At 40.9% G+C, this 23,073-nt stretch carries 20 protein-coding genes and 1 pseudogene; 10 read left to right on the top strand and 11 right to left on the bottom strand.

Features of this window, described 5'->3' with window-relative positions; all coding sequences use genetic code 11:
* The 7 genes from LGZ99_RS06355 to LGZ99_RS06385 form a co-directional block, all read right to left on the bottom strand.
* Nucleotides 1-528 (bottom strand): hypothetical protein, encoded by a 528-nt coding sequence (locus LGZ99_RS06355; protein WP_036837357.1) that lies wholly within the window; start codon nt 526-528, stop codon nt 1-3.
* Nucleotides 525-887 carry a tlde1 domain-containing protein gene (locus LGZ99_RS06360; RefSeq protein ID WP_021325797.1) on the bottom strand — a complete coding sequence of 121 codons (363 nt, stop codon included), beginning with the start codon at nt 885-887 and terminating at the stop codon, nt 525-527. The genes LGZ99_RS06355 and LGZ99_RS06360 overlap by 4 nt, the downstream gene beginning before the upstream one ends.
* Before the next feature lie 629 nt (nt 888-1,516).
* The gene (locus LGZ99_RS06365) at nt 1,517-2,509 is read right to left on the bottom strand and encodes a fimbrial protein (RefSeq protein ID WP_023045603.1); all 993 of its coding nucleotides are present in this window, start codon (nt 2,507-2,509) and stop codon (nt 1,517-1,519) included.
* A gap of 19 nt (nt 2,510-2,528) precedes the next feature.
* Nucleotides 2,529-5,069, bottom strand: coding sequence for a fimbria/pilus outer membrane usher protein (locus LGZ99_RS06370; protein WP_036837358.1), 2,541 nt, complete (start codon nt 5,067-5,069; stop codon nt 2,529-2,531).
* 42 nt (nt 5,070-5,111) lie between these two features.
* Entirely contained in the window at nt 5,112-5,786 is a 675-nt protein-coding gene (locus LGZ99_RS06375) for a fimbrial biogenesis chaperone (protein WP_051769192.1), read from the bottom strand.
* A gap of 124 nt (nt 5,787-5,910) precedes the next feature.
* Complete coding sequence (locus LGZ99_RS06380; RefSeq protein WP_021325794.1) at nt 5,911-6,441, bottom strand: fimbrial protein; 531 nt, start codon at nt 6,439-6,441, stop codon at nt 5,911-5,913.
* Nucleotides 6,442-7,032: 591 nt separating this feature from the next.
* A complete protein-coding gene (locus LGZ99_RS06385; protein ID WP_036837361.1) occupies nt 7,033-8,424 on the bottom strand; it encodes an amino acid permease in 1,392 nt (463 codons plus the stop codon).
* Between the two features lie 940 nt (nt 8,425-9,364).
* On the opposite strand from LGZ99_RS06385, the pseudogene stlC reads away from it, so the two are divergent.
* The 3 genes and pseudogenes from stlC (at nt 9,365) to stlE (ending at nt 11,781) form a co-directional block, all read left to right on the top strand.
* Nucleotides 9,365-10,313: pseudogene (stlC, locus tag LGZ99_RS06390) on the top strand (stilbene biosynthesis aromatase StlC).
* Nucleotides 10,314-11,462, top strand: coding sequence for a beta-ketosynthase StlD (gene stlD / locus LGZ99_RS06395; RefSeq protein ID WP_262978964.1), 1,149 nt, complete (start codon nt 10,314-10,316; stop codon nt 11,460-11,462).
* Nucleotides 11,463-11,538: 76 nt separating this feature from the next.
* Complete coding sequence (gene stlE, locus LGZ99_RS06400) at nt 11,539-11,781, top strand: stilbene biosynthesis acyl carrier protein StlE (RefSeq protein ID WP_046976300.1); 243 nt, start codon at nt 11,539-11,541, stop codon at nt 11,779-11,781.
* Between the two features lie 78 nt (nt 11,782-11,859).
* Here stlE and ydgH read toward each other — a convergent pair whose 3' ends face one another.
* Entirely contained in the window at nt 11,860-12,813 is a 954-nt protein-coding gene (gene ydgH, locus LGZ99_RS06405) for a DUF1471 family protein YdgH (RefSeq protein WP_262978965.1), read from the bottom strand.
* A gap of 401 nt (nt 12,814-13,214) precedes the next feature.
* Here ydgH and pntA point away from each other — a divergent pair, with 401 nt between their 5' ends.
* Nucleotides 13,215-14,744 (top strand): Re/Si-specific NAD(P)(+) transhydrogenase subunit alpha, encoded by a 1,530-nt coding sequence (gene pntA, locus LGZ99_RS06410; protein ID WP_036837365.1) that lies wholly within the window; start codon nt 13,215-13,217, stop codon nt 14,742-14,744.
* An 11-nt stretch (nt 14,745-14,755) separates the two neighbouring features.
* Nucleotides 14,756-16,144, top strand: a complete 1,389-nt coding sequence (gene pntB, locus LGZ99_RS06415) for a Re/Si-specific NAD(P)(+) transhydrogenase subunit beta (protein WP_036837367.1) — start codon at nt 14,756-14,758, stop codon at nt 16,142-16,144.
* 188 nt (nt 16,145-16,332) lie between these two features.
* On the opposite strand, the gene LGZ99_RS06420 is transcribed toward pntB, so the two are convergent.
* The 3 genes from LGZ99_RS06420 to LGZ99_RS06430 form a co-directional block, all read right to left on the bottom strand.
* Nucleotides 16,333-16,998: an RES family NAD+ phosphorylase gene (locus LGZ99_RS06420; RefSeq protein WP_021325786.1), complete on the bottom strand. Its 666-nt coding sequence runs from the start codon at nt 16,996-16,998 to the stop codon at nt 16,333-16,335.
* The gene (locus LGZ99_RS06425) at nt 16,991-17,674 is read right to left on the bottom strand and encodes a hypothetical protein (protein ID WP_051769195.1); all 684 of its coding nucleotides are present in this window, start codon (nt 17,672-17,674) and stop codon (nt 16,991-16,993) included. Before LGZ99_RS06425 ends, LGZ99_RS06420 begins: the two co-directional genes overlap by 8 nt.
* A 154-nt stretch (nt 17,675-17,828) precedes the next feature.
* The gene (locus tag LGZ99_RS06430; RefSeq protein ID WP_262978966.1) at nt 17,829-18,842 is read right to left on the bottom strand and encodes a HoxN/HupN/NixA family nickel/cobalt transporter; all 1,014 of its coding nucleotides are present in this window, start codon (nt 18,840-18,842) and stop codon (nt 17,829-17,831) included.
* Between the two features lie 274 nt (nt 18,843-19,116).
* On the opposite strand from LGZ99_RS06430, the gene LGZ99_RS06435 reads away from it, so the two are divergent.
* The 5 genes from LGZ99_RS06435 (at nt 19,117) to LGZ99_RS06455 (ending at nt 23,057) form a co-directional block, all read left to right on the top strand.
* Complete coding sequence (locus LGZ99_RS06435) at nt 19,117-19,419, top strand: urease subunit gamma (protein WP_011146425.1); 303 nt, start codon at nt 19,117-19,119, stop codon at nt 19,417-19,419.
* A 92-nt stretch (nt 19,420-19,511) separates the two neighbouring features.
* Nucleotides 19,512-19,901, top strand: coding sequence for an urease subunit beta (locus LGZ99_RS06440; protein WP_023045395.1), 390 nt, complete (start codon nt 19,512-19,514; stop codon nt 19,899-19,901).
* 84 nt (nt 19,902-19,985) lie between these two features.
* Nucleotides 19,986-21,701, top strand: a complete 1,716-nt coding sequence (locus tag LGZ99_RS06445) for an urease subunit alpha (RefSeq protein ID WP_262978967.1) — start codon at nt 19,986-19,988, stop codon at nt 21,699-21,701.
* Between the two features lie 76 nt (nt 21,702-21,777).
* Complete coding sequence (gene ureE, locus LGZ99_RS06450) at nt 21,778-22,374, top strand: urease accessory protein UreE (RefSeq protein ID WP_021325782.1); 597 nt, start codon at nt 21,778-21,780, stop codon at nt 22,372-22,374.
* Nucleotides 22,371-23,057 (top strand): urease accessory protein UreF, encoded by a 687-nt coding sequence (locus tag LGZ99_RS06455; RefSeq protein WP_036837369.1) that lies wholly within the window; start codon nt 22,371-22,373, stop codon nt 23,055-23,057. Before ureE ends, LGZ99_RS06455 begins: the two co-directional genes overlap by 4 nt.
* The last annotated feature ends 16 nt before the right edge of the window (nt 23,058-23,073 follow it).

Genomic DNA, 23,073 nt, shown 5'->3' on the forward strand with positions numbered 1-23,073 from the left:
TTAATCTCCTTCAGAAAATGATTTTGAATTTCCGGTTGTCTCAATAAGCTTTTGCAGGCATTTTTCACCACCTTTGTTTTTATACAAAGCACGAATGCTATCAATGACATATTGATTCAGCTCCGCTTCTGTTCCCTGATAAAAGGGTAGTGAACACACAGATTCAGTACTAATTGAAACGTTGGAGTCATTAAGGACAGATAATACTCCACTTGCGTTTTTCGGTAATGCGGTAGCTAATGCTGTCGAGAGAGTTTCTGCTGAATATGCATCGCTGCCTTTTGCAAGTAAAGGTGCTATTTTTAGCCATGCCATATCTCCACTTGCAATATGGTTTGTTATATAATCCCACTCTCCGTTATCTCCTTCGGGCATATTTGCAATTACCATTTTTGCTCCCTGTCTTTTTATTTGTTGGGTCAATTGCTCTGGTGTTAGATTCGGATATGGGTTCTTAGCTATAATATGGCGATCTACGGCCAGTGAGCTGAATGATACCAATATTAAAAGCAAAAGCAGTTTTTTCATTCGACCACCAGAATTGTATCGCTAGAATTGGCTATCTCTTTTCTGAGATTGGGGCCATTTATAATGATGCAGCCATGTGATGCTTGTCGGTATGTGCCATCCCGTTTATCACCGTGTATTCTGAAAAGAGAGCGCCCAAACGTATTAGTTCCCATTATAGGATCTAATATCACGGTAACCTTGGTTATTGAATTAGAGTAACCGTGGATTCTGTAATAACCACGGGGAATTGGTCCTTTACCTTCAACCTGCTCCATAGACGGATTGTTTATTCCGGTTCCATGACCGCTATAACCTTTGGCAATAAAAGAGCCATTATGTGTTAGTACACCAGTGCTTTGTGAATATTTCCACGTCATACTTATTTCCATTTTTCATTCAGTAAATATTAAGGAATTTAACTTTAAACTTAATAAAAATTTTTAAAAGCATAATATTGTAAAAAAAAGAAATTTTTTGTAAATTAATTTATGGAGTCAATAAATTAAGAATAGATAGTGTTTTAAAATGATCTTATAAAGTTTGAAGATAAATAATTGTCAAAGATGTTTGGTATGGTTGAAGAAAAAATCATGCTAATAAAACTCGTAAAACTTAAGATTAGTTTTGAGAAAAAATAAAATCCTACACTAAAAGCTTCTTGCTTATTTTTGATTCATTGGATTACGATTATGTGCATAACTTTGAGCATAGGAGGTATAATTATTACTAACGCATAGTGTGTTAGTTAGTGAGCGTAATTTGTTGAAATTTACGTTAATCAATACTTACTCTCAATGGTCTTAAGAATTCTCAAGGTAGAAATAAAATAATTAAACAACAACACATCAGCTAAGAAATAAAATTTCTATACCCTTCATCTTTCAAGTTGCTGCTTTGTTGGCTGCGTTCACTTACCCCAGTCATATCGTTATCTATGTTCCTGGGGATGCGTTCACTTGCCGCCGCGCTGCAACTTGAAATCTATTGGGTGATGCAGATTAATTTATCACTGATAAGTTAATGTCATTGTTGCGGTTGCATTTGCTTGACCGGGAGTAATATTGCGGTCTGTCTGGAAATAGCGGGCGCGTAAAGGAATAGAGTACTTCCCGCCTGAATAGCTGTTACCGATATTTATTTGTGAGTGAATAATTACCGGTTGGTTGTTATAAAGGATTTGCATACCAACACCGGAGGCCGTTGTGCGATTATAATTCTGATCAAGTGCCCATACATGATTTAATCTATTCTTTGCTTTCTTGCCATCGAGCATTAATTGAATTTGAACATTATCATCACAATCTAAAATAATCTCGAAATCTTTTCCTCCTGCTGTACTATTAATACCGGAAAAATCGCTTTTTTTGATATCGCCCATAGAAACAGTAATATTGGTATCTTTTAGTGAACAGCTTTTGGTAATAATCCGGGTATTACCTAAACGGTAGGTATGAACGATGCGATCATTTACCCGTGCCTGAATTAATTGATCACTTTTGACAAAACCGGAACCTGTTGTCGGCGCTATTTTTATCAACTGAATAGTCAAATAACCCCATGTATTACCGCAATACCAATGGCCTGCATGGTCACAACTAACAGGGTCATTGGTAATACGGGGTAACCAGTCCAGACCATAGCCAGGACCCCAGGTATTTATTCTGATACCCACACCGGGAACACCAGATTCGTAAATAGCATCTTTGTTGTAATCTGCATTTTTATAGGCTGTATATCCCCATGATGTATTTATTCTAGTATCGCAATAGAAAACATTGCCTTTATTGGCTAACTCATCTGCACGATATTCGTAAATGGTTGTGCCAATAGGCTTATCCCTTGGAACATACAAGGTTCCAAAAGATAAATTAGTGATTTCTGGTTTAAATCCTTTATCAAATTGGCAATTAGCGGCAAAACTATAAGGGATAATTGCCAGACCAGAAAATAAGATGACGATAATTAACAAATATTTAAACCTATTGTAAGTACTGAGCATAGTGTTTTCCTGAAAATCGTTATTTGCAGTGTGCTTCTATTGTATAAATGCCAGATAAAGGTTTTTTTTCTGGCAGTGTGTAATGAGCTACACATTCCTGAATATCCTTATAACCCCATTTAACCAGTAACTGTCCGCTATTGGGTAAACCAGTGAGATAAACTTGCCCTTCATGGCTGACCATGGCACTGTTTGCTTCATCAATCTCATCTTGTTTTTCTAACCTGATAATAGCACCAAAAGGAATCGGATTTTCTTGATAATAAAGATTTATCAGCGCCCTGTGGCCTATTCGGGTTTTGAAATTAGCCAGGACCAATGCCCCTTGAGTGGGAATGACTGTTTGGGCATTCGTGTCAATATCGATATTATCGGCTAATGAGTGGGTATCCAGCGCAATTCGGTTTTTCCGATAGCTGCTGACATAAGGAATAACGGCATAACCATTGCGGTCAGTGGTAATACCTACATTATTCTGGATCTTTATTCCTTGAGCGCCATCAGCTCGGACTAATGCCAGTGTATCTCCTAAATGTTGTGAAAGAGTAATGCCATATGGATGAGCAACAATTCCCCCTTGAAGGCCATAATTCAGCTGGCGGGAATGATTATCATAGCTATAGCCGGCACTAAATTGACCATAAGATCCTTTATATTCTGTGTGTATATGGCCGCCAGCTCCAGTACCGTGATTAGTATAACTCTGTTGTAAACTATAAATTAAATTATTATCTTCCAGTGTCGTACCACTTAAACCCACTTGGTGAGAAATATCCTTGTTTTTATTGGTATTCAAATTATAACTGGCCCAGCTATTTTTTAGCCAGCGATCTAATGGAACCTGTATGCTGAATGAGAAAAGCTGTTCATTTTTATTCGTATCGGGGAGCTGGTTGTAGGTATAATTTAAACTGTAATTGATATTTTTATAATTTATGCTATAGCCTGCGTTGATATTACGTTCATAGCCGTGTTGCTGCCAGTAATTTTGCTGAAAAGCGGATAGATATAAACTACCAAAATCTCCAAGAGATTGATTAATATGTAATTGCAATTTGCTTCTTTTATTGGTGCGATAATGCCAGTCATTTTTATTGAGATTATCTATATCATTGGCTTCTTTAAAATCATAAAAGCCGCGTGTCGAATAGCGATAACCGCCCAGAGTAAAATTAGTTCCTGTTAATAAAAGATCTTTTGCATATTGAAAGCGGTAAGATTGCCCTTTGGTACTTATATTTGATGGCAAATCGGTATTCGCATGTGTTATGTCAAAAGAGAGAGAACCCAATATACCAAAATTATAACCTGATCCTAAAGCAACCGATTGATAATTTTTTGAAAAAATAGCTCCTCCATAGGTAGTGATATTATTGGAAAGGCCGTAGATTAGTGCCCCTTGGGAAAAGTTAGGCTCTCGCCCACGATTATTTGATGACTGGTATTGGCCCAAAGTGATTGAATATTGAATACCTCCTTCCCGTAACATAATAGGTATTGTGGAAAAAGATTGGATAGAGCGGTGTTCCTGACCATCGGCTTCTTTAATAATAACTTCCAGGTTTCCACTTGTTGTCGTTGGGAAAAGGTCATTAATGATAAATGGACCTGGTGAAACATAAGTTTGATAAATGATATAGCCGCTTTGTTTAATTGTGACCTGTGCATTACTTTGAGCAATTCCTCGGATAGTCGGGGCAAAACCTTTTAAGCTGTCTGGTAACATATTATCGTCAGAAGCTAATTGTAAGCCACGAAATTGGACTCCATCAAAAATATAGGAAGATGTAAAGCTGTCACCCAGCGTTAATTGTCCTTTTAGTGGGTGAATGTCTCGTTGTAAATAGGTATTAATACTTTTCCAACTCTTATCGCGGCTGGTATAAGTGGAATAATTGCGCAGACGCCATGCTTGCCAATTAGCGCCTGTTCGAAGATTCAGATAGTTGGTTTGTGTAGAGCCAGACGGATTATCTTGCCAGGTGTTTGAACCACTATAATTATAATTAATCAATAATGAAGTTAATCCTTGTTGCCATAATTCAGGTGAAACATAACCTCTTGCCTGATTGTTTAATGCTGCTTGTGGAATACTGATATCTAACCTTTGTTGACCAAAATTAAAGGCAGTACTTGCTGATGGAATATATTGACCTAAATCAGACAGCTCTGTTTCTGGTAGTAAACTGATTAATTCTGAGAATGTATTAATTTTTACCCCCATATCCTGTAATTGCTGAATAGTTAGTTTAGGAAGCAATTTATTATTTACCATAATAAAGTTTACGTTTCTGGTATCTATCTTATCTTTATTGAGATAAATATCTACCCAATAAATACCAGGAGGTTGGTCATCTTGTGTGAAAATAGAGAGATCAATATCTTCAGGCGAACCAAAATCAGTCCCAGTTTCTAACGCATGGATGTTGAAATAATCTTCAGAATAGGTTTTAGTAGAGTAAAAAAGTACTCCAACTGTCACAAATAATGGTAATAAGAGCCATGAATGTTCAATATCATATGATTTCTTATTAGTTTTATGCTGTGAGTACTTTTCCATAATTAACTTTCTAGCATAGAATAAATTTATGTGACTATTTTGTTAAATGGTTACTTTTTCTTCGGCAGTTACGCCCCCAAAATCATTAATAACTTTCCAAGTTACTTGCTTTATATTCTTTACAGGTAGAGTCCAGCTTAATTGACTAAATGGTTTAATCATTCCCGCAGGTTTTATTTCATGTTGATCTATTTTAAGGCGAGAGAATGAGATAAAGTAAGGGGTAGGATTTTCTGCAATCAACAAATTATTTTCCGTTCTGAATTTGAGTTCTTTGTATGCAGTACTTGATTTTTCTGCCAAATGTGCAGGGCGGTAAAACAATTTAAATATTGACTTAACTGTAATTTGTAATTGATTTTGATCTGACTTCACCGAGGTCGGAATAGACTTTACATTCAACCAAAAAAGTGATTCCCGATCTTCCGGTAGATGACTCTCTGCTTTTACAATCCGCAGAATATTTTCTTGGCCTGCTGCGAGTTTAAATATTGGGGGAGTAACGATAAACGGGGTTTTCATATTCTCGTTTTCATCTTGGATCCAAGACTGAATCAGATAAGGTGCATCTTTTTCCGGGTTATTTATAGAAATGGACGCTTCCTTTTTATCACTCATGTAAATAACACGGGTTCCGCCAATGACGACACCTGCGATAGCAAAATTTATGCTGATAATATATACAAATATCATAGTTAATAGGCGTTGGAATTGCACGGTGCTCTCTCCATTTTATCGTATTTTTATACGCTATCCTGTGGGATTTATGGGCATCCATGCCTCATACTGCTTTATTAGAAACAAAACGTGCAGGAAGTTTTGTTCTAAAGTTTGTCCTGTTTTAGTTATAAACAATAGTAAAGTTAGCGACTGCATCCCCAGATCCTGGGCTGATTGCTTGAGCTGTAGCAATATATTTTGCAATAAATTTCAATTCTGCGGTTTTTTGATCAGTAAAAGCCTGAAGTTTGGATGCTTTTGCCAAAGGAATCAGAGTTGAATTATCTTCTTCATAGATACCAATAGCAATACCATCGGCGACTGCTTGGTCTTTATCATTGGATAAAGCCAGAAGGTTGCTGTTTTTACTATCTATTTGCCCATCAAATTTAACTTGTGCATGATTATATTCTGGTGGGCAATCGCTCATCTTAATGCTAAAAGGTGTTGCAGCAGCAGTACTATCTACACCACTAAATGCATTTGAGCTAATTGTCCCCATGTTAACGTTTTGATTTGCAGAATCGGTATCGATTTTACAAGCATTAGCGATGATGTTACCTGTAAAATTGATCTTTCCATCTGCTGCATTTGCTACAGAGATAAATACAGAAGATGCAAGTAAGGATGAAATAATCAGTTTAGTGTTCATTGTAAATAGATCCTAATCCTGGCGAGTATTACGGCAGGGAAACAGAAACATTGATTGAACCGAGACTGTATAAATGTCAATACAGCATGTAAGTATCTAAAGCTCTTATCCGATAATCAGAACCATAGGTCAAATGGTGTTTTGTTTGGCGTTTCTTATTTAAGATAAAGTGTGGGTGATAATAGCGATTAATTCGGAAGAATCCAAAGAATGACTCGGTAATATGCTGCATTTGAGATTTTTATCTATAATTAATGACTAGACAGGATTTTTTTTAAAGTCTATTGTAATTTATCATATGGAATAAGATATTATGCTAGTGGATAAGAATATTTATTAATTAATAATTAGTTATAAAATTAATTGTGATATAAATCACAATTAATATATCGCACTGAAAAATTTATTCTTTATTTTCTATTTTATTATCTTGAGGTTATTGTTTCATATTGCTATTAATATAATTAGTTACAACATACTTTGTAAAACAACACTCAAAAAATATGCCAGAACCAGTACAAAAATAAAACAAATTGCTATATGAAAACACGAATGGCTACTACAGAGAGTAATAGCCTGAATCCGATGAGATTACTTGATTAATAGCCAGGTTGCAGGGATTGTGGTTATTAGTAACGCGGCAATAGCTAATTTTTCAGCCGGATAAAGATTGTGTTTCTGTGGATTCTGACGGCGGGCATACAGGAAAACAATAACACCTGGTGCATAGAGAACGACGGATAATAACAAATTCATTAAACCGGATGCATAAAGCAGCCATAGGCCATAAATACAAGCCCCAACAGCAATCAGTAATAATCCCTTGTTGCTACGATCAAAAGCGACCTTCAACAGAAATGCGCCAACAAGGAAATAGGGCAGTAAAATCATCTCTGATGCAATTGCCAGTAATGAATTGTAGTTGCTCCCGCTCAACCAAATCAGAACGAGAGAAAGTTGTACTGCGCCATTAGTCAACCACAATGAGGATGATGGCGCGTTATTGCCGTTTTGCAGGCCAAAAATTTTCGGGAAAGAGCCATGTTGGGAAGCGATAAATGGAACTTCCGCCGCCATGATCGTCCAGCTTAGATAAGCACCGCAAACGGAGATAATTAATCCGGTAGCAATAATGATTTCACCTGCCGAACCAATAAGTCCTACCATCAGGTTTGCCATTGATGGATTGCGTATTTCAGCTAACTCAGGCCGTGGTACTAACCCAAGGGAGAGCAGAGTAACTAATATGTATATTCCTAATGCGGCGACGACGGCCAGCATAGTCGCAATACCAACGTCTTTACGTTTTTTTGCCCTGGCTGAAACTACAACAGCGCCTTCGATACCAATGAACACCCAAAGGGTGATCAGCATTGTGTCTTTTACTTGTTGCCAGACAGGAACACCCAATTCGATACCTGTAAAGTCAAGATCAAAGATATCCATTTTAAACGCGATTGCAGCAAGAATAATGAAAGCGCCTAAAGGCAGCAATTTTGCCATTGTTGCCAGTTTGTTGATTCCCGCTGCGGTTTGAACGCCACGGAGTACCAACCAGTGTACTAACCAGAGTAAAACAGATTCTCCCAATAGGGACTGCCAGGTATTGCCGTCACCAAAGATGGTGATACCTTCTTTATCAGTAAAGAAACTCAGGGCGGCAAAAACGATAACCAGATAAGAAACATTGGCAACTACCGCACATAACCAATATCCCCAGGCAGAACAGAAGCCTATTAGTTCACCAAAGCCTTCTTTGGCATAAGTGAAAATGCCTCCATCAAGATCCGGGCGAAGACGAGAGAGAAATAACAGGGCGGTAGCCAGAAACAAGATACCGACACCTGTTATCCCCCAACCGATCATTAATGCTGCCGGGCTGGCAATCTCAGCCATATTTTGCGGTAAGCTGAAAACACCTGCGCCGACCATAGAGCTGAGTACCAGAGCAGTAAGAGCTGTAAGACCTAGTTTTTTTTCCAAAGATATGTTCCTAATATGACACAAACTGCATTGTTAGCCAGTTCATTACCCCGATCACAAAAATGAATTGGGCATTGGGTTTTTGTCGCTTCCAAGCTGTATAGAACGGAAAAACAGACTGGTTAAACCTAGAAATAGAGGGGAATTCTACGGAGGGTATGGGCTGGATGCAATGGTTTTCTATGCAGATAACTATAAAATTTATGCATTGTTAGAGTGATGGTTAAGACATCATGCCATGCAATTTATTTTTATAAATTTATATAGGATATTTTTATAATGCGGCTTATTATGCTAAGAGAAATAAATGATGAATATAAAGCACCGTGATGCTATTACCTAATTAAGTAATTTTCATTTTAATTTATTCAATCAATCTCGAAATTTAGTGAAAATAATTGTGAAAAGTAAATATTTTTCTTTAATCTTTATTTCCCTATGTAATATTATTACCAAGTGACAATAATCATTTGTTTCCATATCAGGTCGTCAAGTTAATATTTTTAGTATGCAGACTTATAGTCTCATGAATGTTTTGTTAAATTAAAATCTCCATTGTTATTTTATAATTAATTGATTTAATTATATTATTCTGTATTTTTTAATTGTTTTTGTTAATTTTAGATCGGAGTTAATATATTTTTCATCAACTGTTTTCACCAGTGACAAATTAATTTTCGTTAATGTGACACAATACTGTTCTTATATAAAAACAAAAAAATCATGTTGACAACGACCACTTTGATTTATATTGTTTGTGAAAATATTAACCTGTTATCTATTAACTCATTTTCTTGTATATGCTTTTAGTTTTCAGGAATGATTATATGTACATATGCCAAAAAATTTTGGATAGTTAGGAGATAATTGTTATTCGAATTATTATTTTTTAGGCGCCGACGAATGGCTTAGTATTAAATATTCATAAAGGTTAGAACATATGAAGCGTGTTCTGGTGATATCGTATTCCCAAAGCGGCCAATTGATCGAGGTGGTAAAAAGTTTAATTTCACCTTTGCATGAATCTGACGAGATATACATTCGTGAAGTGGTTCTGAAACCGATTACAGAGTATCCATTTCCCTGGTCATTTTCTAAATTTGTTGATGTTTTTCCTGAAACGGTGCAGTTACATCCACCTGAATTAGCTCCTTTGCATCTGGAGGATGAAGCACCTTTTGACCTGGTCATATTAGGCTATCAAGTTTGGTATTTGTCACCATCTCCTCCGATAACTGCATTTCTCAAGAGTAAAGAAGGAAAACGATTACTCAATGGTCTACCCGTGGTAACGGTTATTGCTTGTCGAAATATGTGGTTGATGGCCCAGGAAACCGTCAAAAAGCTTTTACATGAAAGTGGGGCGTACCTGCGCGATAACGTGGTTTTTATTGATAAAGCAAACTTTTTTGCAACATTGTTTACAACCCCGTTGTGGTTAATGACAGGAAAAAAACAGCCAATTGCCAGTTTACCGCCTGCTGGGGTATCGCAGGAAGATGTTGAGGGAGCTAAACGTTTCGGGGATGCGTTAGTGACAGCGCTTAAAGCGGATAAAGAGAAAGTTGATGCCCCGATGTTGAAAGGGCTAGGAGCCGTATTTGTCGATCAATCTTTTATTTTCGGTGAACAAGCTATACATCGGGGATTTAGATTGTGGTCTGGATTTATTTATCGTGTAGGTAAACGGGGGAAATGGGTAAGGCGTTCTCTATTAACCATGTTTGTGATCTATTTGATATTAATGGCACTGGTTGTCGTACCTATTTCAGTGGTTATTCGCCGTTTGCTGACCGTATTACTGAAAGAACGTCTTAATGAGTTACAAAAATACTATGAACAACCATCTGGTTCTGCCCGTTATGATGATAAAGGAGATAAATAAGTAAATGAGTAACAACGTTTATATCACTAAAGTTTCCGCCTTTATGCCGGGAAACCCAATAGATAATGAGACAATGGAATCTGTTCTTGGTTTTGTTGGTGATCGTCCATCAAGATCTCGTCATATCGTGCTCCGTAATAATGGTATTAAATATCGCCATTACGCGTTGGATCCGGAAACGGGAGAGACAACTTATTCATGTGCTCAATTGGCGGCTGAAGCAGTAAAAGGCTTGGTTGATGAACACTTTTCTTTAGATGATATGCAAAGCTTAGCAGCAAGCAGTGGTATTCCTGACCAAATTATACCGGGTCATGGTGTCATGGTTCATGGCGAGCTCAAGAATAAACCTTGTGAAGTTATCTCAACTTCCGGTGCTTGTGCTGCGGGTATGACAGCGATGAAATATGCTTATTTGTCTGTTCTCTCAGGAACGACAAGTAATGCGGTTTCAACTACCTCGGAAACACCTTCAACAGTACTGCATGCCCGCAACTTCCAGAGTGAAAATGAAGCCCGGGTTGCAGAATTGGAAAGACGTCCTGAAATCGCTTTTGAAAAAGATTTTTTGCGTTGGATGCTTTCTGATGGTGCCGGTGCTGCTTTACTTGAAAATAAACCTCGACCTGATGGCGTTTCATTACGAATTGATTGGATAGATATTTACTCTTTTGCTAATGAGCAAGAGACATGCATGTACTCGGGTGGAGAGAAGTTAGCAGATGGCAGTTTGAAAAGCTGGACACAAATGAGTCAGGCGGATTGGCTGGCATATTCTGTTTTCTGTATCAAGCAAGATGTCAGATATTTAAATGAGAGGGTCGTTAAATTCACACTTACCGAACCATTGAGACGAATCGTTGCTGATCGTAACTTATCGGCAGAATCTATTGATTGGTTCTTGCCTCATTATTCATCTGAATATTTCCGCATGAAATTTTCCGAGGGTCTCGAAGATATTAATTTTGGTATTGAACAAGAGCGTTGGTTTACTAACTTAACAGTGAAAGGAAATACCGGATCGGCTTCTATTTATATCATGTTGGATGAGCTGATGAAGTCGGATAAATTGAAGAAAGATCAGCGTCTGTTATGTTTTATCCCTGAAAGTGCCAGATTCACAGGGGCATTCATGCATTTGACGGTTGTGTAAATATTTAACCTTAATTAATGAAAAAAGGGGAAACGGCTGGTTTCCCCAAATATAAGTACATTAGGAAGATAATAGCGTGGAAAATTTAGAGAATCATGTTAAAAATGTTGTTGCAGAACAACTTGGAATACCCGAAGCCCAGATTCTTACTACACAAACATTCGAGGAATTGGGGGCCGATTCGTTAGATAGTGTCGAGTTGATTATGGCTCTGGAAGAACGTTTCGAGATAACTATTGACGATACAGAGGCGGAAAAAATGGTGACGGTACAAAACGCCATTGATTGTATCCGTTTGAAGTTAGAATCAGCCGACTGATTTGAAGAATTTTATTATCCTTGCAGTAAAAAAGGCACATACGGGTATCATATGTGCCTTTTTCTTAAATTAAACAGGTTATTTGAACAGGTCTGCACTGATCGTAGAGGAGCCGCCACTGGATTGCCATTCACGGGTGATATGGTAATACTTAGCGCCTTTAGCCGCTGCGCGTTTAGCGACTTCATAGGCAACATCAGGCATGCTGTTGTAGTAACCTGAAAAGGTGATGGAATCAAAAGGTACCATCTGGGCAGCACTGATTTTATTTAATTCTTGTATTTTCGTACCATCAGGAAGTGTGACAGTGTAACGCTCACCTTTAGAATATTGTGTTTCAAAGAAGCGGCCAATAGAACTATTGGTTGAAGTTGAAGAGGCTAAACCAGGAATTTCTACTTTCTTAGCTGCTGCGCCACCAGCAGCTAATGCAGCGCGTCCTGCGTCCGAATCAGCTGGGATTACTGCTTCGTTAGCCTGAATTTGGCGTTTTGGCGCATCATCTTTGTAAACATAAGCAGTAACAGTTTGATTACCGCCATCGTTGGTTGAAACCTGACGGACAATAAAAAAAGCAGCTGCACCTTTTTTCTTGGCTTCTTTTGCTATGGTCTCATTTAAATCTGGCTCATTGGTGTAAAAACCACTGACAGTTACCGTATCGAATGGTTCCAGTGTTACAGCTTCTGTTTTGGGTAATTCTTTGATACCGCGGAACATACGATATTTAATTGAACTGTCAATTTTCTCTGCATCTTTGTGATACAGATCAGCTACGACGCGCAGGTTGCCACTATTATTCAGATCATCAAGGCTTTGGATATAAAATCCATCTGCGCCCATTTTATCTGCCCGACGGGAAACAGCGTCGGCAGCTTCATAAATAGCATTAAAAGGACCTGTAACCGTAATACGTTTAAATGGTTTCAGTTCCGCTGCTTTTTCCGGGGATAATTCCTGAGCTGCCTGAGCAGCGGTAATACCAGTTAATGAGAGCACCGCGGCTGCGATGATCGTTGTTTTCAGCTTCATAAAAAATCCTTTCGCCTTGCGCATTAATTACTTATAACTTGCTGAACATAGTTGTGTATCACATAGCCGACAATTATTACATGTAATAATAGCTAATGTCCCACGAATTTATGCTATCAGTATGAATGAATATAAGTTCATAGAAATGGCGTCATAAGTTTTCATCAACATCGTGTTTTCATCAACATCATAGTAACTGGCACTGAAAAGTGCGGGCCGGTAATACTACTTAGCTATTTTTCTTACTCATTAGTGATGGATCACCAATAATATTTTCGTCTGGTTATCAAAATATTCGTTGATAGATTTTGCTGATAGCAGTAATAAAGTTAATTTAATCGCTAAACTGGCCTCAGCAAGTAATAATCATCATTAATCTTAAGCTTTAGGAAGGGAACATTATGCGTATTGGTGTACCGAGAGAGCGACTTGCCAATGAAGCACGTGTTGCAGCCACGCCGAGTACTGTGGAACAACTGTTGAAATTGGGATTCGATGTCGTTGTTGAAAGTGGAGCAGGGCATTTAGCCAGCTTTGGGGATAGTGCTTACCAACAGGTTGGAGCTGAAATTACCGATCGTAATGATATTTGGGGTTCAGATATCATTCTGAAGGTTAATGCTCCTGAGGATGATGAGATTGCGTTAATGAAGAAAGGGAGTACGTTGGTTAGTTTTGTCTGGCCGGCACAAAACCCTGAGTTAATGCAGAAATTATCGGATCGTAAAGTCACTGTGTTGGCTATGGATTCAGTACCACGTATTTCCCGTGCACAGTCGCTGGATGCACTGAGCTCTATGGCGAATATCGCAGGTTACCGAGCGATAGTAGAGGCTGCTCATGAATTTGGTCGTTTCTTTACTGGTCAAATTACAGCCGCAGGTAAGGTTCCACCAGCCAAAGTGATGATTATTGGCGCCGGTGTTGCTGGCCTGGCTGCTGTGGGTGCAGCGGGCAGTTTAGGCGCTATTGTCCGTGCGTTTGATACCCGGCCTGAAGTTAAAGAGCAGGTTCAGAGCATGGGGGCGGAGTTTCTCGAACTGGATTTTGAAGAAGAAGCCGGTAGTGGTGACGGATATGCAAAAGTCATGTCTGAAGCCTTTATTAAGGCTGAGATGGCGCTTTTTGCGGCACAGGCGAAAGAAGTTGACATTATTGTGACAACAGCGCTTATTCCGGGGAAACCAGCACCGCGTCTTATCACCAAAGAGATGGTTGAATCAATGAAGCCGGGCAGTGTGATTGTTGACTTGGCAGCTCAGACGGGGGGGAACTGTGAATTAACGCAGGCAGACAAATTAGTTGTGACAGAAAATGGCGTGAAGATTATCGGTTACACCGATTTACCAAGCCGTTTACCAACGCAATCTTCACAACTGTACGGGACTAATTTGGTTAATCTGCTCAAACTATTGTGCAAAGAGAAAAATGGCGAGATCGATGTTGATTTTGATGATGTTGTTATTCGTGGCGTGACCGTCGTAAAAGAGGGGGAAGTGACCTGGCCGGCGCCGCCAATTCAAGTTTCTGCTCAACAGACAGCAAAACCGGCACCAATCAAAGCAGAAAAGCCAGAGACTAAACCTGCTTCACCTTGGTTGAAATATGGCTTGCTGGCACTGGCTGTTATTTTGTTCGGCGGGTTAGCCAATGTCGCGCCAAAAGAGTTTTTATCTCACTTTACTGTTTTTGCATTGGCTTGTGTGGTGGGTTACTACGTGGTCTGGAATGTCAGCCATGCTTTACATACACCGCTAATGTCAGTAACTAACGCTATTTCGGGCATTATCGTTGTTGGGGCGTTATTGCAAATTGGTGATGGTGGATGGGTAAGCTTCTTCTCATTTATCGCTATCTTAATTGCCAGCATTAATATCTTCGGTGGCTTTACTGTCACTCAACGTATGCTGAAAATGTTTCGTAAGGACTAAGGGGTAATTGAATGTCGAGTGGAGTCGTTATAGCGGCATATATTGTTGCTGCCATCTTATTTATTTTCAGCCTTGCGGGTTTGTCTCGTCACGAAAGCGCCAAACGCGGGAATATTTTGGGTGTCACCGGGATGGCAATCGCATTGATTGCGACTATCTTCGGGCCTGATACTGGAAATGTTGTTTGGGTTATTCTGGCGATGGTGATCGGTGCGGTTATTGGTATTCGTCTGGCAAACAAAGTTGAAATGACTGAAATGCCGGAATTAGTCGCCATATTGCACAGTTTCGTCGGTTTGGCTGCGGTGCTGGTCGGTTTTAACAGCTTTATTGCTCACGATAGTTTCGCGGAACCTGTGATGGAGAATATCCATCTGACAGAAGTATTCTTGGGTGTTTTCATCGGCGCAGTCACCTTCACCGGTTCTGTTGTGGCATTTGGTAAATTATGCGGAAAGATTTCTTCCAAACCGCTGATGTTGCCGAATCGGCATAAATTAAACCTTGCAGCGCTGGTTATCTCCTTTGTCCTGTTAATTACCTTTGTGAAAACGGAAAGTACTGGCCTGCAAGTTTCCACACTGTTGATCATGACGGCAATCGCATTGGTATTTGGCTGGCATTTGGTTGCTTCTATCGGTGGCGCGGATATGCCGGTGGTGGTTTCGATGCTGAACTCCTATTCGGGTTGGGCTGCTGCGGCCGCTGGATTTATGCTGAGTAATGACTTGCTGATTGTCACAGGAGCGCTGGTCGGTTCTTCGGGGGCCATTCTGTCTTATATCATGTGTAAGGCAATGAACCGTTCTTTTATCAGTGTGATTGCTGGCGGGTTTGGGACTGATGGTTCCTCGACCGGTGATGATCAGGATATGGGCGAATATCGCGAAACAACAGCGGAAGAGGTTGCTGAACTGCTGAAAAACTCAACGTCTGTCATCATTACGCCGGGATACGGTATGGCTGTTGCCCAGGCGCAGTATCCGGTACATGACATTACAGCCAAACTGCGTGAAAAGGGGATTAAGGTTCGCTTTGGCATCCATCCGGTTGCGGGTCGTCTGCCTGGGCATATGAACGTGCTGTTGGCGGAAGCCAAAGTCCCTTATGACGTTGTTCTGGAAATGGATGAAATCAATGATGATTTCTCTGATACAGATACCGTACTGGTTATTGGAGCCAACGACACCGTTAACCCTGCGGCACAGGAAGATCCAAACAGCCCGATTGCGGGGATGCCAGTGCTGGAAGTGTGGAAATCACAAAGTGTTATTGTGTTTAAACGCTCCATGAACACAGGTTACGCTGGTGTACAAAACCCGCTGTTCTTTAAAGACAATAGTCAGATGTTGTTTGGTGATGCGAAAGCGAGTGTCGAGGCAATCCTTCGTGCACTGTAATTCCTTATCGCTATAACTTACAAATCCTGATTGGGTGACTGTCTCTTAGTTATATCCTGATTAAGAGACAGAACAAACGGGTAGTTTTTAATCTTGTAAACACGTTCGCCTAGTGTCGGATTTCCACTGAATACACAGCCTGTGCCACCAAAAGGGATAATTAACTCATATTCCATCATCGGGGGTGTTTATGTAATATTTTTTGGCACCAGAATTAATTCCATTTCATCTGCAAGCTCTTTAAGTTTGTCGTTAACCTTTTTAGAGGTAGCGGCTGGTTCAGATTCAATAGACACGCGCAAATCTCTTTCTTCTACTCGATCTCCAAAAATTACTATTGCCTTGCCGCCGTGCTGCTTAGAGGGCCATTGAATTGCTTGAGCATCAGGATTGTCATGATAAATTTTAGCTGCCCATCTTTGAGTAATATGATAATCCGATGCTTCTGATTCTACTAGTTGGCCCTGAATAATTCCCCACTTCTTCAGTATTCGTGGGTTGATATCCACATACTTGATATCTTTTTGTGGAGTAATTTGGCTGTGCGCTAAATCATCTAGTTTACCCAGATCAACAGGTATACCGGAGCAGTTTAATGGAGTATCGTGTAAAATCGTCTCCATAATAGCTACTCCTATGTTTTCACCTCCATAGATTGTTGGAACAAAAATTCCATTATTTTTGAACGGACTAAAGCGAGCATTGCCAACACCAGGATTAAATTCAGCTCCTTTGAACTTAGTTCTATGAATACGTTCAATAGGTGTACCCGCTTTCCATTTTTTGGTTTTAGCTACGGTATTTTCTGGAGGAAGCGGTATATTTTCTTGAAGTCCTTTTTTATCATCAGCCATGACGCGGTCCTTCAATTTCTTCTCTAGCTGCCATATAAACATCATTAAGTTGGGTTAATAAAAGGTCTTTTGGCTTTTTATTACTAAGCCAGCCATTTGGTGTACCGAACCAAATGGCTATTGACCAAGGCGTCTTTTTGTTCCCAAACAGCTCAATGATTTTTTTTATCACTGGCAATGGCTGGCCGCCTTCGTCTAGAGCATACAGCGGGAATAGGTCTTTGCCATTAATTGGCAATGCAAATATTTTTTTTGACTTTTTCAGCCGATTTGCCGCAGCGCTGGAATTCACCGATTTAGACCCGGCTAATTTGCTGAGTTCACTTGCAGTCAGCCACTTTGAGTCAGTAAGAATCTGATTTTTTAATTTTTCAAGACGTGCTTCATTATGGGAAGTAAATTCAATTTCTGACGGTTTAGTCACAAAAGACAGCTGTTTGTGCTTATTGAATGTAGTGACAGCAGTTACTGCACTAGCTATTGCCAGCTTAATATCATAGTAATCAATTGCTCTTGGCAATTTCACGACAACATATTGATCTGCCTCATCAGAAGGAATCTCAGACAAATTGATATGTTTGTCGATATCATTATTGTTGTTTGATAGCTCAGTGGTATCCATTGAAAGAAAGCTAAAGCTGACATTCTTCGATTTGTCTTGTGATTTAGTAATCATGCAGCCTCCGTATTGTATCTGCTTGAACTCGTATTTTGCGTATATTCATTATATAGATGATATAGCGTATTTATGAAAAGTGCAAAGATGGTTCGTTAGTAATCATAAACCTGAGTAATTAGATTTTCTCTCTTATCTAAGCAGGCTGTTTTTACTACTTAATTTCTAATGTGTGGTACCCCTGCCAGCGATAATTCATTACTGATAATGTCCAGAACAGAATAAAAATCCCGACAACCCAAAAACCGACATTGCCCATATTGTCGTTTAAAGCCCCGATGGTGCTCCAGAAAGCGCCATGCAGATCCCACTGATCAGCAATAAGGCCGAGCGCTTCCAGCCCACCGATGAACAGCGCCACGGCGACGGAAGCCGCGGTAATGGTCATGTTGTAGTAGAGTTTGCGTGTTGGTTGGGAAAAGGCCCAGCCATAGGCACCTACCATAACAAAATTATCCAGTGAATCGATTAGCGCCATGCCGCTGGCAAATAGCGCCGGGAATACCATCAGCGACCATAAAGGCAGTCCACTGAGAGAGCCGGCGGCAGATATACTCAACAGCCCAACTTCGGTCGCGGTGTCGAAACCTAGTCCAAACAGGAAACCAACCAGATACATATGCCAGCTTTTGCTTACCAGTCGGAAGACCGAGTGAAACAAGCGGGTCATTACTCCTCCCGGTGTTGTTTCCAGCACAGTTAAATCACTGTTCGCCAGCTCTCTTCCACGTTTGATCTCCTGAAACTTCTGATAAACGCTTTTCAATATCAGCAAATTAATCAGCGCTATCGCCAATAGAAAGCAGGCAGAAACGAGTGTGCCAATAATGCCGCCATAGTCATGAACCCAGCCCATCTGATCTTTAAAAGCCATTGAAGTCAGGACAATAGCGAGGCAGGCCAGAATGACAATGGTAGAGTGTCCCAGAGAAAAGAAAGCGCCGACGGCAATAGGTGATTTACCCTGTTGCATCAGTTTACGGGTGACGTTATCAATTGCCGCGATATGATCGGCATCGACCGCATGGCGTAGCCCATAACCGTAAGCCAACAGAGCTGCCCCCATCATGACTGCATGATGGCGGAAAGCGATAAATGCCCAAATCCAGGCAAGTACGTTGGCAGCAATCAGAACAACAAGAAGCGAAAGTGCGTGTTTTTTATTCATATGAGAAACCTGTCAATGTTAAACTTGTTTACGGATGATTTCTGAAAAAACAAAAACGGTAAGCATCCCCTGTACGCAATAATGTACGGTATTTTGCTAAATCATAATACTAATTAACTTGTAATATTAACTTAGATAAACTTAAATAAAAGGTAAGAGGACTAACCTGTTGTAAGGGGAGTAACTTAATTGACATATTATAATTCTGGTGTCAAAACTTTTTTATCAAAGGATATATTTTCTAATATTTAATAACCAATTATTAGGAGGTTTTATGCAATTAACGCCAAGGGAAATTGAGAAACTCATGGTATATACACTGGCTGATGTTGCATTAAAGCGTAAGTCCCGCGGCTTAAAACTCAATTACCCTGAAGCCGTCGCTATTATTACCGCGGCTGCTCTGGAAGGGGCCAGAGAGGGGAAAACGCTGGAAGAAGTCATGGATGATTCAAGGCACGTTCTGACTAAAGAAGATGTGATGGATGGTGTCGCTGATCTCATTCCACATGTGCAGGTTGAAGCAATATTTACGGATGGCAGTCGTTTGGTGACGGTGCATGATCCCATCCAATAATTGCTGAAACAAATTATAAATAGCAGGAAAAGTTATCTGGACAAAATATTAATTTATAGTCTTGGCTCACGTATTGACGTGGAGATTTTCCGATGAAAGAAAATAATAAAGAGGATATTACTCCGTTGGGGGGATATATTCTTGCTGAAGGCCCGGTATCTTTTAATGAAGATTGTCCGGCTATTCAATTAAGGGTTCGTAATTCAGGTGATCGCCCAATCCAGGTGGGATCTCATTTCCATTTTTTTGAGGTGAACAAAGCCCTGCAATTTGATCGGGCGGCTGCGTTTGGCAAACGACTCAATATCACTTCAACAACCGCAATCCGTTTTGAACCCGGTGATGAAATTGAGGTGTCATTAATCCCTGTTGGTGGGAAACAAAACGTTTATGGATTTAATAATTTAGTTGATGGTTGGGCGGGTAAAATTCCGGTTGCCGCTGAAGAGTATGTAGAAAAGACCTGGTTGCACGCCGGGTAATAAAACTGGGGTTATAAAACCATCAAATAAATTCAAGGTAGAGTTGACGAACGTCGGAAAACTTTTCGAACAAAGGAATAAACTATGCCAACCATTTCCCGGCAGGAATATGTCGGTCTTTTTGGTCCGACTATCGGTGATAAGATTCGCCTGGCTGATACCAATCTGTTTATTGAAATTGAGAAAGATCTGCGCGGTTATGGTGATGAATCGGTTTATGGCGGAGGTAAATCGCTGCGTGATGGCATGGGTGCCGATAACCGCATGACCAGTGAAAATGTATTGGATTTGGTGATCACCAACGTCACTATTTTGGATGCACGTCAAGGCGTCATTAAAGCCGATGTCGGCATAAAAGAGGGGCGCATCGTCGGGATAGGTAAAAGCGGTAACCCCAGTATGATGAATGGCGTTACACCTGGCATGGTGGTTGGTGTCAGTACTGATGCGATATCCGGTGAACACCTTATCCTCACGGCTGCCGGCATTGATACCCATATTCATTTTATCTCTCCCCAACAGGCTGAACATGCTTTATCCAATGGTGTGACAACTTTCTTTGGTGGTGGTGTTGGTCCCACTGACGGAACTAACGGCACGACTGTTACCGCCGGTCCTTGGCATATCCATCGTATGTTGCATGCTTTTGAAGGTTTACCGGTTAACGTCGGTATTTTGGGAAAAGGCCATGCTGCGGTGGCTATGCCGCTGGTAGAACAGATCAAAGCGGGTGTTGCCGGGCTGAAAGTGCATGAAGACTGGGGGGCAACCAATTCTGCATTGCGTCATGCCTTACGTGTAGCGGATGAAATGGATATCCAGGTAGCGGTCCATACCGACAGTTTAAATGAAGGTGGTTATGTCGAAGATACCATCGACGCTTTCGAAGGCCGTACCATTCATACTTTCCATACCGAAGGCGCGGGTGGCGGACATGCGCCGGATATCATCAAAGTTGCCAGCCAGATGAACGTGTTACCCAGCTCAACCAATCCCACGTTGCCTTACGGTATCAATAGCCAGGCGGAATTGTTTGATATGATTATGGTTTGCCATAACCTTAATCCCAAGGTACCGGCTGATGTTGCATTTTCGGAAAGCCGTGTACGCCCGGAGACCATTGCCGCGGAAAATGTTTTACACGATATGGGGGTGTTGTCGATGTTTTCCAGTGACTCCCAGGCCATGGGGCGGGTAGGCGAAAATTGGCTGCGGGTGATGCAGACGGCTCATGCTATGAAAGCGGCGCGGGGCAAGTTGCCGGAAGATGCGGCGCATAACGATAATTTCCGTGTCTTACGTTATGTCGCCAAAATTACGATTAACCCGGCGATTGCGCAGGGGATAAGCCACGTTCTGGGCTCGGTTGAAGTGGGAAAAATGGCCGATCTTGTGTTGTGGGAACCACGTTTCTTTGGCGCAAAACCTAAGCTGGTCATCAAAGGCGGTATGATTAACTGGGCGGTGATGGGTGATCCGAATGCCTCATTGCCGACACCACAGCCGACATTTTATCGTCCGATGTTTGGCGCATTGGGCAAAACCCTTCAGGAAACCTGTGTGACTTTTGTCTCCCAGGCGGCGATGGAACAAGGGGTAAAAGAGAAACTGGGTTTGGAGCGCCAGGTTATGGCGGTGCGCAATTGCCGGGCTATCTCCAAGAAAGATATGGTTCGTAATGCTGAAACACCAGCCATTGAAGTGGATGCCGAAACCTTTGCCGTTAAGGTGAATGGTGAATATGCCACGGTAAAACCTGTCAGGACAGTAGCGCTCAATCAGCGCTATTTCTTTAGTTGATATATTTTTTGCTGTCCGGTCAGAGAATATTTTTCTGGCCGGATTAACCGATCCATGCGTTCAGAGGATTTATTTTATGATTGTTATTGAACAGATTCTTGGTAATGCCAAAAAAGAGGCTTCCTGGCGAGATCGCTTGCAAGGCATCTCGCCGGATATCTTAGTACTTTCGCAATGGGAAGCGCAAAAAAGCCGTTGCCGCAAATCCACGCTTAACGGGTTGGATTTGGGGATTTCTCTTGATCGCAATCAGGTATTGTCGGACGGCGATATTTTGTTGTGGGATGAAGCTAAAGGGCTGGCCGTTATTGTCCAGATGAGCCTGCGTGATGTGATGGTTATTCATTTGAAATCATTATTGTCGTTAGATTCAGAGACAGTAATGAAAACCAGTTTTGAACTTGGTCATGCTTTAGGTAACCAGCATTGGAAGTCAGTGATTAAAAATAATCAGATTTATATTCCGCTGACAGTATCAACTAAGGTGATGGATTCGGTAATGAAAACACATGGTTTTCATGCGTTGCCTTATTCCTTTGTCAAAGGCGAAGAGATCTTACCTTACCTTAACAACTCCGAGGCACGCTTATTATTTGGTGGTGCGGAGGATTCCGCGACACATGTTCATGTTGATAACACATTTCTGAACCAGCATGTGATCAAATTAAAATGAATGCGCTCCGCTTAATCAGAATCATGCAGTTTGCTGATTCCGTGTTGCCTGTTGGTGCGTTTTCTTTTTCAAACGGTCTGGAATCAGCTATTCAGAGTAAAATTGTGCATGACGTGGCAACGTTAAGCGATTTTACCCAGACGGCGTTGTTACAGGCGGTTAGCGGTGATGGCCGGGCAGTGGTTGCGGCTTGTCAGGCATTGAATAGTGGACAGCGTGACGCCGCCATCTCCCATGATTGGGCAGTATTTAACCGCAAATTAAATGAAGAAAGTCGCACTATGGTGACGCGGATGGGGAAAAAGTTAGCGGAAATGGCGGTTGAGGTAACCGGTGAGCCGTTGATTGCATGGTGGCTGGCTCAAATAAAGAGTGATATTGCCGCAGGTACTTATCCGATTACCCTGGCAGTCGTCATGAGTGCATTAGGGGCTGCTCCGCGTGAAGTCATTGTTATGCATCAATATGGTGTTGCAATGACGATACTCAGTGCAGCCATACGTCTGATGCGCGTTACCCATATTGACATTCAGCGTATCTTGTTCTCACTGAATCAGGATATTGAACTGTTTTGTGATGAGGCGGAAAAGGGCGGAATTGAGCAGATGGCATCTTATGCACCCGTGACCGATGTATTGGCTGCACTGCACGTCGGTGCATTTACCCGGTTGTTCAGTAATTAACAACCACGTCTTAATC

The sequence above is a fragment of the Photorhabdus temperata genome (genome assembly GCF_025384845.1).
Lineage (GTDB): Bacteria > Pseudomonadota > Gammaproteobacteria > Enterobacterales > Enterobacteriaceae > Photorhabdus > Photorhabdus temperata.

Bases quoted from the DNA above. Each gene is read 5' to 3' on its own strand.
- stlD (WP_262978964.1), top strand. From the start codon at position 10,314: ATGAGTAACAACGTTTATATCACTAAAGTTTCCGCCTTTATGCCGGGA.
- LGZ99_RS06355 (WP_036837357.1), bottom strand. From the start codon at position 528: ATGAAAAAACTGCTTTTGCTTTTAATATTGGTATCATTCAGCTCACTG.
- LGZ99_RS06365 (WP_023045603.1), bottom strand. From the start codon at position 2,509: ATGCTCAGTACTTACAATAGGTTTAAATATTTGTTAATTATCGTCATC.
- LGZ99_RS06455 (WP_036837369.1), top strand. From the start codon at position 22,371: ATGAATGCGCTCCGCTTAATCAGAATCATGCAGTTTGCTGATTCCGTG.
- ydgH (WP_262978965.1), bottom strand. From the start codon at position 12,813: ATGAAGCTGAAAACAACGATCATCGCAGCCGCGGTGCTCTCATTAACT.
- pntA (WP_036837365.1), top strand. From the start codon at position 13,215: ATGCGTATTGGTGTACCGAGAGAGCGACTTGCCAATGAAGCACGTGTT.
- LGZ99_RS06435 (WP_011146425.1), top strand. From the start codon at position 19,117: ATGCAATTAACGCCAAGGGAAATTGAGAAACTCATGGTATATACACTG.
- LGZ99_RS06430 (WP_262978966.1), bottom strand. From the start codon at position 18,842: ATGAATAAAAAACACGCACTTTCGCTTCTTGTTGTTCTGATTGCTGCC.
- LGZ99_RS06420 (WP_021325786.1), bottom strand. From the start codon at position 16,998: ATGGCTGATGATAAAAAAGGACTTCAAGAAAATATACCGCTTCCTCCA.
- pntB (WP_036837367.1), top strand. From the start codon at position 14,756: ATGTCGAGTGGAGTCGTTATAGCGGCATATATTGTTGCTGCCATCTTA.
- LGZ99_RS06370 (WP_036837358.1), bottom strand. From the start codon at position 5,069: ATGGAAAAGTACTCACAGCATAAAACTAATAAGAAATCATATGATATT.
- LGZ99_RS06440 (WP_023045395.1), top strand. From the start codon at position 19,512: ATGAAAGAAAATAATAAAGAGGATATTACTCCGTTGGGGGGATATATT.
- LGZ99_RS06380 (WP_021325794.1), bottom strand. From the start codon at position 6,441: ATGAACACTAAACTGATTATTTCATCCTTACTTGCATCTTCTGTATTT.
- ureE (WP_021325782.1), top strand. From the start codon at position 21,778: ATGATTGTTATTGAACAGATTCTTGGTAATGCCAAAAAAGAGGCTTCC.
- LGZ99_RS06360 (WP_021325797.1), bottom strand. From the start codon at position 887: ATGACGTGGAAATATTCACAAAGCACTGGTGTACTAACACATAATGGC.
- LGZ99_RS06445 (WP_262978967.1), top strand. From the start codon at position 19,986: ATGCCAACCATTTCCCGGCAGGAATATGTCGGTCTTTTTGGTCCGACT.
- LGZ99_RS06425 (WP_051769195.1), bottom strand. From the start codon at position 17,674: ATGATTACTAAATCACAAGACAAATCGAAGAATGTCAGCTTTAGCTTT.